General features: G+C 39.0%; 12 protein-coding genes and 1 pseudogene. 4 read left to right on the top strand and 9 right to left on the bottom strand.

The annotated features are described in order from the left end of the window. Positions 1-96 precede the first annotated feature (96 nt). From CP355_RS10825 to CP355_RS10820, 7 genes and pseudogenes are all read right to left on the bottom strand, one after another. Positions 97-438: an SLAP domain-containing protein gene (locus CP355_RS10825; RefSeq protein WP_288145714.1), complete on the bottom strand. Its 342-nt coding sequence runs from the start codon at positions 436-438 to the stop codon at positions 97-99. Then, a pseudogene (gene bcrD, locus CP355_RS10610) lies at positions 412-825 on the bottom strand (bacitracin resistance undecaprenyl-diphosphatase BcrD); the annotation flags it as partial. The pseudogene bcrD and the gene CP355_RS10825, both read right to left, overlap by 27 nt. A gap of 35 nt (positions 826-860) precedes the next feature. Then, positions 861-1,895: an IS30 family transposase gene (locus CP355_RS08525; RefSeq protein ID WP_098044331.1), complete on the bottom strand. Its 1,035-nt coding sequence runs from the start codon at positions 1,893-1,895 to the stop codon at positions 861-863. A gap of 127 nt (positions 1,896-2,022) precedes the next feature. After that, the gene (locus CP355_RS08520) at positions 2,023-2,772 is read right to left on the bottom strand and encodes an ABC transporter permease (protein ID WP_002576323.1); all 750 of its coding nucleotides are present in this window, start codon (positions 2,770-2,772) and stop codon (positions 2,023-2,025) included. Then, a complete protein-coding gene (gene bcrA / locus CP355_RS08515) occupies positions 2,765-3,682 on the bottom strand; it encodes a bacitracin ABC transporter ATP-binding protein BcrA (protein ID WP_002576324.1) in 918 nt (305 codons plus the stop codon). The genes CP355_RS08520 and bcrA overlap by 8 nt, the downstream gene beginning before the upstream one ends. A gap of 180 nt (positions 3,683-3,862) precedes the next feature. Continuing rightward, positions 3,863-4,477, bottom strand: a complete 615-nt coding sequence (bcrR, locus tag CP355_RS08510) for a bacitracin resistance transcriptional activator BcrR (RefSeq protein ID WP_002576325.1) — start codon at positions 4,475-4,477, stop codon at positions 3,863-3,865. After that, the gene (locus CP355_RS10820) at positions 4,467-4,664 is read right to left on the bottom strand and encodes a helix-turn-helix domain-containing protein (RefSeq protein ID WP_009246557.1); all 198 of its coding nucleotides are present in this window, start codon (positions 4,662-4,664) and stop codon (positions 4,467-4,469) included. Before CP355_RS10820 ends, bcrR begins: the two co-directional genes overlap by 11 nt. A 165-nt stretch (positions 4,665-4,829) precedes the next feature. On the opposite strand from CP355_RS10820, the gene CP355_RS08500 reads away from it, so the two are divergent. Beyond that, positions 4,830-5,183, top strand: a complete 354-nt coding sequence (locus CP355_RS08500) for a helix-turn-helix domain-containing protein (protein ID WP_002576326.1) — start codon at positions 4,830-4,832, stop codon at positions 5,181-5,183. A gap of 80 nt (positions 5,184-5,263) precedes the next feature. Here CP355_RS08500 and CP355_RS08495 read toward each other — a convergent pair whose 3' ends face one another. Both CP355_RS08495 and CP355_RS08485 read right to left on the bottom strand, forming a co-directional pair. Continuing rightward, positions 5,264-5,560 (bottom strand): hypothetical protein, encoded by a 297-nt coding sequence (locus CP355_RS08495; protein ID WP_002576327.1) that lies wholly within the window; start codon positions 5,558-5,560, stop codon positions 5,264-5,266. Between the two features lie 327 nt (positions 5,561-5,887). Further along, positions 5,888-7,357 (bottom strand): hypothetical protein, encoded by a 1,470-nt coding sequence (locus CP355_RS08485; RefSeq protein WP_065991027.1) that lies wholly within the window; start codon positions 7,355-7,357, stop codon positions 5,888-5,890. 748 nt (positions 7,358-8,105) lie between these two features. Between CP355_RS08485 and CP355_RS08480 the strand changes: the two genes are divergently transcribed. From CP355_RS08480 to CP355_RS08470, 3 genes are read left to right on the top strand one after another with little or no spacing between them, the layout of a single operon-like run. Continuing rightward, entirely contained in the window at positions 8,106-9,017 is a 912-nt protein-coding gene (locus CP355_RS08480; RefSeq protein ID WP_014565648.1) for a PTS mannose/fructose/sorbose transporter subunit IIAB, read from the top strand. A gap of 10 nt (positions 9,018-9,027) precedes the next feature. Further along, complete coding sequence (locus CP355_RS08475; RefSeq protein ID WP_014565647.1) at positions 9,028-9,840, top strand: PTS sugar transporter subunit IIC; 813 nt, start codon at positions 9,028-9,030, stop codon at positions 9,838-9,840. Further along, positions 9,815-10,630, top strand: a complete 816-nt coding sequence (locus CP355_RS08470) for a PTS system mannose/fructose/sorbose family transporter subunit IID (RefSeq protein WP_014565646.1) — start codon at positions 9,815-9,817, stop codon at positions 10,628-10,630. Before CP355_RS08475 ends, CP355_RS08470 begins: the two co-directional genes overlap by 26 nt. The last annotated feature ends 53 nt before the right edge of the window (positions 10,631-10,683 follow it).

Below are 10,683 nucleotides of genomic sequence, written 5' to 3'. Positions count from 1 at the left end.
GGAAATCATCGTTCTTTTTTCATGTCTTAGGAATTAGTTTTTTCCCAGACACTTTTTGCATACCAATCTAAACTTTATTAATAAATACTATTTATTTTATTTAAAAATCAACTTATTTTCTTTAATCCACTGATCTTTATTAGCGATTCGGTAATAAACTTCACCTTTAATAACCTTTTTACGATCAAATCTATAATTATGACCAGCAATTACATACTTATTTATATGCTTACCATTAGAGTTTGAAACATGAACTTTACGATTCTTACGACCTGCAATAGTAGCATGCATGTTAATTTGGATTGTGAATTTTTCAACGTTTCCAACTTTTACAAATCTATTTTTACCAATACGATAAAATCTTCCGCCCTTAATTCTATATACTTTAGCATTATCTAACACTTTAATTAAACTACGCTTTTTATTCCAATTTTCTATGAGAATGAATAACAAACCATAAAAGATTAACATGATTGAAATCACAATGGGGGTTTGGAGGTAAGCATCCAAATAATCATCAAATAGAATCCCCATAATAGCTGACGGTACACAAGCTACCGCAACCTTGAACCACAACGAGAAAGTATCCTTTTTAACAATTGACTGTGCTTTGTTCTTAAATTGAAAGGGAAACATCTTGTTCCAAAACATTACAACCACTGCGAGTATAGCTCCAAGTTGAATAACAACAAAAAACATTTCTTTAAATGCTTCGCTCATATTAAGTGTGATAAATTCGTCCACAAGAATCATATGTCCTGTGCTGCTGATAGGTAGCCACTCAGTAATACCCTCAACAATTCCAAGAAAAATAACTTTTAAAATTTCCCTGAATTGTCAAATTAAGTGCAACAGTTAGGCTATGAAGAAATGTATTGCTTGAAGAGTTCTTCTGCTGTCTGATATTGGAGGATTCGGCGATGTTTGTGGTTAATGGCATTGGTTGCCTGTTCAACATAAGCCTTTGTTTTGTCTTTCATACTCTTGCCCTTAGGGAAGAATTGACGCAAAAGACCATTGCAGTTCTCATTGGTGCCCCTTTCCCATGGAGAATATGGGTGGGCGAAGTAGATCTGGCAGCCTTTGATCTTGGTCATATCCGCAAACTCAGAGCCATTGTCAAACGTGATCGATTTAAACCAGGCAGGATGTCTGTCAATCTCATTTTGAAGCAGCCTTTGGCATGTGCTTGCCCGATAGTCAGGAATCTTGATAACTACTTCAAAGCGTGTGGTTCTTTCGGTCAAAGTCATTAAAGCAGGCTGATTCTTGCGTCTGACGCCTTTAACCAGATCTCCTTCCCAGTGCAGCGGCGTTTTTCTGTCTTCAATCTCTTTAGGACGCTGTTCAATGGAATTGCCAAGATTCTTCTTGTGCAAAGCATGACCGCCATGGCCGTGATGACGCTTGTTCCTGCGTCTTTTGAGCTTCATAGGCAGATCAATATTGCTTATGTCCAGCAAGCCCTGATCAATATAGCGATAGACGGTTGGTGTGCTGGGACAAGGGTAGCCTGGCATGGTCCTTTTGAATTCACCAACGAACTCATCGATGCTGGTGGCATCAAATTTAGCTTTAAAGCGTCTAGAGAGCATTCTCAAAAAGACAGCATAATGCTTCAATGGATTGCGCTGATAGCAGTTTTGGCGACGCTTCTCATAATAAATCTGTGCAGTATCAGCGTAATAGTGCTCATACAATAAATAGCTGCTGTCTCTTTGCAGGACGCTTCCGCGTTTGATTTCGCGACTGATTGTCGACTTATGGCAGCCAACTTCTTGAGCGATAACAGTACGGGAAGTTATGCCGGAATCCAGCATTGCTTGAATTTGTCCACGTTGTACGCTGGTTAATTGATGATAGTGCTTAGAAATGCTAGAATTTGAATTGGTCATGAAGATCTTCCTTTCTTGATTTTTCGTCACTTCAAGTTTAGGTCTTCATGGCCTTTTTGTTTAACACTTAGTGTTGCACTTCAATTTTAAATCCGGGCTTTTAAAATTTCTATAAAATCAAGTACCATTATTTCAAATCCTCCTTTTTAAAATGATGAAAGGTCATAAGAAAACCAACTGCTGATACAAGAATAATAATAGATACAGACAGCAGTGTAGGATAGCCGGTACTCTGAAGTTTACCCTGCACCAAGAAATAGGTGGCTGTCCACGGATACAACGCTCCCCATTCTTGATTTGAAAGTGCGGCACTTCCCATGACAATCACGGCAGAGCCAATCATCGGGGCGACAAATCCTTTTGTTTTCATAGCAACAAACACAAAAGGAGAAACTGTTAAAAACATCAGGATACTGCCAAACAAAAACTTGGGGAGCCATACTATTGCCACTAGTAAGCTATATCCCTCCAATGTAAAGACAGCGTCATATAGCCCACAAACGATAAATATACCTGCCCATGTTACAAGGGTTAGCATAACAATCCAAAGAAGCAGGGTGCAAAATTTTCCAATTAATAGTTTTGTCCTTGAAATGGGTATGGGCAATATGGTTTTGAGGGTGCTTTCTGTGTACTCTCTGCTAAACAAGTAAGCTGCAATTGCCACATATATCATAATGTTTACCAGCAGCATGATATACAGTACACTGTCGCTGTATATGTCAGACAAGGTAAAGATAATCTCCGGCTTATCAAAATGTGTTTGCAAGGCTTCTATTAACATCAAAAGTGGGGTAGATAATACCCCTGCCACACTAATTAGCACCATTTTTGAACGCTTTAGTTTTAATAATTCACAAGAAATAAGATTAAGCAATACCGCCACCTCCAATCAGTTTAGAAAAGTAGTCCTCTAAGTTTTCCTCACTATCATTTATCCTTGTCACGAGCAGTCCATTTCGTGCAAATTCTCGATTGATTTCTCCAACACTTTGGCTAAAGTCATAAATTCTCACCGTACCGTCCTGCACTGTAAAATCCGTCATGTGGTAGTGGTTTTCTAAAATCTTTCCGGCTATCTCACTGTCAGATAAATCAAATTGAATGTATTTTCGATTCCTTTTGTGAAGCTCGGATATATTCACTTCCTCTACTAAATGCCCCTCGTGCATAACGCCGATAATATCTGCTATCTGTTCAATCTCGCTTAAAACATGGCTTGAGATAAAAATGGTAATGCCATGATTGTGACTAAGTTCAGATAAAAATGAGCGTATTTCAACTATTCCAATGGGGTCAAGTCCGTTAATCGGTTCGTCAAGTATTAAAAGCTCCGGCTCGTGCATAATGGCGGCGGCAATACCAAGCCGTTGCTTCATTCCGAGGGAATAATCGGAAAAGACTTTTCTTTTCTCCTTATGCAGCCCCACAACTTCAAGAGCTTTTTCTACTCCACTTTTAGATACTCCCCCTCGCAGTTTAGCGAGAATTTGCAAATTCTCATACCCTGTTAAATTACTGTAAAATCCCGGTGTTTCGATAATAGAGCCTACTTTGCTATAAAGGGTATGGATATTTTCCTTATAGTTTGTGCCAAACAAGCGTACCGTTCCCTCCGTTGGGAAAGCAAGCTGCAACATCATTTTCATTGCTGTGGTTTTGCCTGCTCCGTTTCTGCCGAGCAAACCATAAATTTTGCCCTTTGGCACATGAAGATTTACCTTATCGACAACGGTGGCTGTTCCGTATCGCTTCGTAAGATTTTCTGTTTCAATGATATAATCCATATTTGATTCTCCTTTCCGTGGGTTGCTGTTCTTGTTTTCGCTGACCACAATCTTATTATCCACGAGTATTGCATAGAAGCCAAGAAATCTACCGTCACAATGCCGACACAATAGATGTCAGCACGAAAAAAGCTCCGACACTTATCGTGTCAGAGCCTATTTTAAAGGGTTTATGGCATTTTACTTTGTTTGGGTTTGCTTTATCCAGACAAATATTTTAGCAACAAATAGCAGAAACATAAGGGCGGTTACATAGGGTTGTCTTGCCGCAGCGAAGAAGCAGATAAAAAGCGTACTCAGCACGAGAGAGCATTTTGTGATTATGTTGCTCCATGATTCCTTTTCAAAACAAACACACATCAGTTTCGCTATCCCAAGTGCAATCAAAACAATAAAAACAATCCAATAGATTGCAAGATATATTGGGGTAGTGTCTGTAAATGAAAGTAGATTGACAGAATAAATATATCCGTCAACAAGGTTACCATACAACGGCAAAAGTATAAAAGTAACCGCCATCATATCTAATATTCCATAAATGAAACTGTAAATTTTTTTCAAGTTGGAACGATTTTCAGTTTCGGCAAGTGTAATCAGTTCTTCGCCCGATAGCAGTTCATCTATGGTCACAGAAAAGAATTTAGAAATACACTTGAGCGACTCAATGTTAGGGTAACCCTTGCCGCTTTCCCATTTTGAAATGGCTGTTCTTGATACATATAATTGCTCCGCAAGTTGTTCCTGCGTTAAGTTCTTTCCAGTCCTAAGCTGTTGTAGCTTTTCATTAAATTCCATGATTCTCCTCCTGTTTGTTCCTTGTTTTCATACGTCCATCAACGGGTTTTTCTGCATCTTTTGGTATCATCCATGCACGACCAAATTTTTCAGTTCCGTCAATGCGATTTTCCTCACATAATTTTTGTATCCGTCTTTCCGATATGCCCCATTTTTCAGAAGCGGCTTTCACAGAAATGTAATTCATAATATCAACTTCCTTTCGCAAAGAGTATATAATTATTACATACGGAATGACGAATAATAGCAAGTTTCTCTCCACTAATACGAAATTATACACTACTAAACATAAAATCATACTTCGTTCAAATATCATCACCCGAAATGTACAATGATATAGGATGATATTAAAATGTACCAAGATGAAAGAAAACTTGATTTTAAGCCGTTAGGTATAGCGATAAAAAAAGCTCGGGAAGCAAAAGGGTGGACACAGGAATATCTTGCCCAACTGGTAGACCTTACGCCACGCTCTATTATGTATATAGAGAACAGGGGGCAGCACCCAAGGCTTAACAAATTTTATCTCATTACTACCTTGCTTGACATCTCTGTAGACCAGTTCTTTTTTCCATGCAATGAAGATGGCGACAACAATCGCCGCAAACAAGTTGATGTACTGTTGAATGATATGGAAGAAAAGGAGCTTATCGTGATGGAAGCTACGGCTCAAGGCTTGAAAAAGGCAAGAGAAACTGCGGAATAATTAACGCTGTTTTCGTAAGCCAAGCCAACTGAAAAAAGTGCGACACCTACACAGGCTATCGCACTTTTTAGGTTATTTTTTTATTCTCCACACAAATCATAAAGCTGTTCACATCGGTTTTGAATATCTAAGATTTCTGTTTCGGTTAAACTCCTGCGGTTATGAGTAAGTTGTTGCTCTAAAAAATCACGATAGCCATCAAGTAAGGCATCCCGTAAAAGCTCGGGGGCTTTGCAATGTTCCACACCAAACCATTGCTCATCTTTTTCATCCCAAATCATAACGGTGTATCCTCGCTTAGTGTTCACCACCTCCAAAACACTATCTTTATTTAGGTAATCGTTGAATACTTCTAAAACCTTTTCAAAGGTCATCATTTTATCAGCCCTTTCATATTTTAGGTGCTTATATGTAAGTAGTTTATATACTTATTACGACTATGATAATAAAAGTAAATCATCGTGTAAAGGATACGGATATTGTTTGCGAACAAAAGTGGCAAGCAATGCCGGTGTTAATACACTCGGCCCACAGAGGGAAAAATCCTGACGTGATTTCCCCCTCTGCTTTGCTTGTTGAGGGCAGCGCCCCCAAGCCCCTTTGAACGCAGAATTTCATTCTGCGGCTACGCGTCCGATGGACGCTTATGACCATGACCGGCTTACCGCTGGCCGTGGTCTTTTTCTTGTTCTTTTTTCTGTTCCTCATCCATTTTCAGCAGCAGTTTCGGCTTCTTGGTTAGCAATGATTAAAGCATTAGTAGCGTTAGTGAAATCATCAACCTTCTTTTGTAAAGCTGTGGCAGTTTGTTTAAGTTGATCTAATTCTGTTTGTAAATTATTAAGCTTATCAGACTTTTGTTTAACTGCAAAATCCAAAGTTTGTTGTTGCGTTTTAGCAGTAGCGAGAACTTGCTGTGCAATAGTATCTTTTCTTAAATTATCAGTTGCTTGTTTTTGAGCTTTAACAGCATTTGCTAATTCTTGAGTAGCTTGTTTCTGTTTATTTAATGCTGCTTCAACATTCTTTTCACTTATTTGAGCTTTTTTAAAAATATTCTTAGCAGCATTATATTGAGAAGTTATACCATCAAATTCATTTTTAGCTTTATCAGCTGCGGTTTGCTTTTCTTTCTGAGTTGCAGTAGCGGTGTTGACTGCTTCATTTGCTTCACTTAATGCCTTATCTGCTGTTTCTTTACCCTTTTGAGCTTGGGTTAAAGCATCTTGAGCTTCATCGATTGCGGTTTGCTTTTCCTTCTGAGTTGCAGTAGCGGTGTTGACTGCTTCATTTGCATCACTTAAGGCCTTATCTGCTGCATCCTTGCTATTTTGTGCTTGAGTTAATGATTTTTGGGCATTGTCAACTGCTGTCTGTTTTTCTTTCTGGGTTGCAGTAGCGGTGTTGACTGCTTCATTTGCTTCACTTAAGGCCTTATCGGCCACGTCCTTATTCTTTTGTGCTTGAGTTAATGATTTTTGAGCTTCATCGACTGCTGTTTGTTTTTCCTTCTTAGTTGCGGTAGTCGTTTTTACTCCATTATTTGCTTCGCTTAAGGCCTTATCTGCTGTTTCTTTACCTTTTTGAGCTTGGGTTAAAGCATCTTGAGCTTCATCGACTGCCGTTTGTTTTTCCTTCTGGGTTGCAGTAGTCGTTTTTACTCCATCATTTGCATCGTTTAAGGCCTTATCTGCTGCATCTTTATTCTTTTGAGCTTGGGTTAAACCATTTTTTGCACCATCGGCTGCGTCTTGCTTTTCTTTCTGGTTTGAAGTAGCTGTGTTAACTGCTTCATTTGCTTCACTTAACGCCTTATCTGCCGCGTCCTTATTCTTTTGAGCTTCATTTAATTTATCTGTAGCAGATTCATACTGATCACTAGCTGATTTATAGTCCGGATTCTTTTTTGCTTCCTCATTGGCTTGATCTACAGCAGTATCAGCGGCATTTTTCGCATCAGTTTTTGTTTGTAGCTCGGAATTAGCCTGATTTAACTTTTGAGTATCATCGGAGACTGCTTTAGATTTATTATCAAAATCTTGTTGATCTTTATTTACTTCTTCCTGTTTTTTCTTTGCATCACTTTGAGTTTTATTTAAATCGGATTGAGCTGAATCTACTTCTTTTTGTTTAGCATCCCGAGCAGAATTGGCTTTATCCAGGCCACCATTCACAGCCTCTTGAGCATTTTCTCAGCTTGTTCCTTTACCTTTTGAGCTTGATCGAGATTATTTTGAGCTGTTTCATTTTCAGCTTTGGCTTGTTCATTTAATTTAACTTGAGAATCATAATTTGCCTTAGCTTGTTCAGCATTAGTCTCAGCTTGATTTAGCTTACTATTTTCACTTTGTTGAATTTGATTCCAAGCATCATTTGCTTTTTTATATTGATCTTGTGCTACTTGATAATTTTTTTGAATAGTAGCTATGTCTGCATTGCTACTTTCTTTAACGACAGAGCTATTCTCGACATTAGAACTCGCAGCTTGAACTTTATTATTAGTTTGTGTCCCTACTAAAGCTACTGCAGATAAAGCTAGTGCTATGGCACTAGTTACTTCTACCTTCTTTATTCACATATATTACAACCTTTAACTTTCTTTTACTCGTTCTTCTAAAATTACGTCTTTATTTTATTTCTTTAGTATATTAATTTCAATAAACTTTGGTTTAAGAAAAGCTAAGAACATCTTTTAATTGAAATCCATTAACAAGTAGTTATTAATATAGGCGTTTAATAATCTCAATGTACAAATCTCATTTCTATCAACTTTCCCATTCTACCACCAATGTAATCACTTACATAATAAATAGACTAGACCAATAATAATTAATTCAATACAAATGTGTGATACTGCCTTTTTGTTAATTAGACCAATTGGTGTATAATATCTATTTGTTATGTACAAAAGGAGAAGAAAGAATGGCAAATTTTTTACTTGTCAGTCATGGCGAATACGCTAAGGCAACCAAAGCCAGCGTAGAAATGATTGCCGGCGAACACAAAAACGTCAAGGCAATCGCGTTCAAACAAACCATGAATCAAGATGACTTACTTGAAGAGATTACTAAAGCAGCCAGCGAGTTCGATGAAGCACCAACTATCCTCGTCGATATTGCAGGTGGTACGCCAGCCAACACGGCGCAACGCTACCAACAAAAGCATCCCGACGTTGCGGTTTACAGCGGCTTATCAATGCCGCTACTGCTCGCTGTCGTTATGGGCACGCCAATCGATGAAGCAATTAAGCAAGCAATCGACAACATGGCACCTGTTGGTTTAACCAAGAAAAAGGAAGAACCAAAGAAGACAATTAAGAAGGAAGAAACGCCTAACAAGAACGTGACCCTAACTCCTCACACGATGCAAAACGTGCGTATCGACGAACGGTTAATTCACGGTCAAGTTGCAACTATGTGGACCAACGCCTTGAAATTAACTCGCATCATGGTTGTCGGTGATGACATCGTTAAAAATGACGTGCTCAAGACCGGCCTTAAGACTGCCTGTCCACACGGCGTTCACCTCAGTATTCTTACTGCTCACGGTGCAGCTCGCAGAATTAACTCTGGCAAATACGTTGGTCAAACCGTTTTATTACTGGTTAAGAACCCCGGCGTATTGCGTCAACTTGTCGACTTTGATGTAAAACTACCTGAAATCAACGTCGGCAACATGTCAACTAAGCCTCACTCACGCCAAGTCGCTAAGAGTGTCGCAGTGCTTGATAAAGATGTAGAAGACTTTGAATATTTGGATCAAAAGGGATGCCACATCTACCATCAAATGGTACCTAGTGAACCTAAAGAAGATTTTATGGAAATGATTAAGTAAGGAGTTAAAAATGACAATAGCTTGGTGGCAAATTTTACTATTAACTTGCCTAGCTTTTTGGGTAATTATCGATCAATTAACTGTATCGATTTTGAACAATCCTTTAGCCATTGGTATGGTTTCAGGAATTATTATGGGTGACATCACTACAGGTCTTGCCGTAGGATCCACCCTGCAATTGATGGTCCTTGGGGTATCAACCTATGGTGGTGCTTCAATGCCTGACTTTATGACTGGTGCGATCGTTGGTACCGTTTATGCCGTTTTATCTGGTAAAGGTATTCAATTTGCGATCGGTTTAGCCGTTCCAGTTGGTTTATTAATGGTGCAACTCGATGTGCTTGCTCGATTCATCAACACCATCTTCCAACACAGAATGGACAAATTTATTAAGGAAAACAATCCAGATGCAGCCGCAAGAAACGCCCTTTGGGGAACTTTCTCATGGGGACTTTCACGTGCGATCCCTGTCTTCATTCTTTTAATTGTTGGTAACGATGTTGTCAGAATGATCTTACACATCATCCCTACTTGGTTAACTAACGGTCTTAAAGTTTCCGGTGGTATCTTACCTGTTGTTGGTATCGCTATCTTGCTTAGATACTTACCAACTAAGCGTTTCATTTCATATTTAGCAATTGGTTTTATCGCAGCTTCCTACATGAAGATTCCGATGCTTGGTGTTGCCTTACTAGGTGCAGCTCTTGCCTACATTCACTACCAACGCGAAGTTGCTAAATTAGAAGAAAAACCTGCTACTACAAACACAAATAATACAGAAAGTGAGGAATATGAAAATGACGAAGGCGAATACGAAAACTAATTCAGGTAAGTTAACCAAGAGAGATTTATTCAGAGCTAACTGGCGTTGGCTTTGGGGCAGTCAATTATCTTGGAACTACGAAAGAATGATGGCACCTGGTTACTTCTACGCTGTCTTGCCTTTTCTTAAGCGCTGGTACAAAGACGACGAATTAGTCGAAATGATGCAGATGCAAACTCAATTTTTCAACGTTAACGCTTATGTTGGTAACTTCATCATTGGTGTTGACTTAGCCCTTGAAGAAAGTCAAGGTATAAAGTCTAAAGATACTGTTGCTGGTATTAAGACTGGTTTAATGGGACCACTTGCCGGTATTGGTGACACGATCTTTAGTGCGATTATTCCAACTATCTGTGGTTCAATTGGTGCTTACATGGGACTTAGAGGCAATCCACTTGGTTCTATCCTTTGGATCCTTGTTGATCTTATCATCTTGTTCCTTCGTTTTTCATTCTTGCCAATGGGTTACTACCAAGGTACTAAGTTGATCGATTCAGCTTCTGGTAAGTTGAATGCTATCACTGACTCAGCTATTTTGCTTGGTGTAACGGTGGTTGGTGCGTTGATCCCTACCGTTATTAAGGCGAAAGTACCATACGTTTTCCATACCGGTAAAATCACGCTGAAGATGCAAACAATTTTAAACCAAATCATGCCATCCTTGGTACCAGTACTACTCGTAACACTTGTTTACTGGCTACTTGGTAAGAAAGGCGTTACATCAACTAAGATGATCTGGTTCGTCTTGATCCTCGGTATCATCTTATCATACTTCCACATTTTGGGTTAATAGAGTAGAGGGAGTTTAATTCTCGCCCCTCTCATTGCACCGGACGTACGGTT

Source organism: Lactobacillus sp. UMNPBX4 (assembly GCF_002554115.1).
In the GTDB taxonomy this organism is placed as follows: Bacteria; Bacillota; Bacilli; order Lactobacillales; family Lactobacillaceae; genus Lactobacillus; species Lactobacillus gallinarum.
This window is presented reverse-complemented; position numbering and strand designations above follow the sequence as displayed.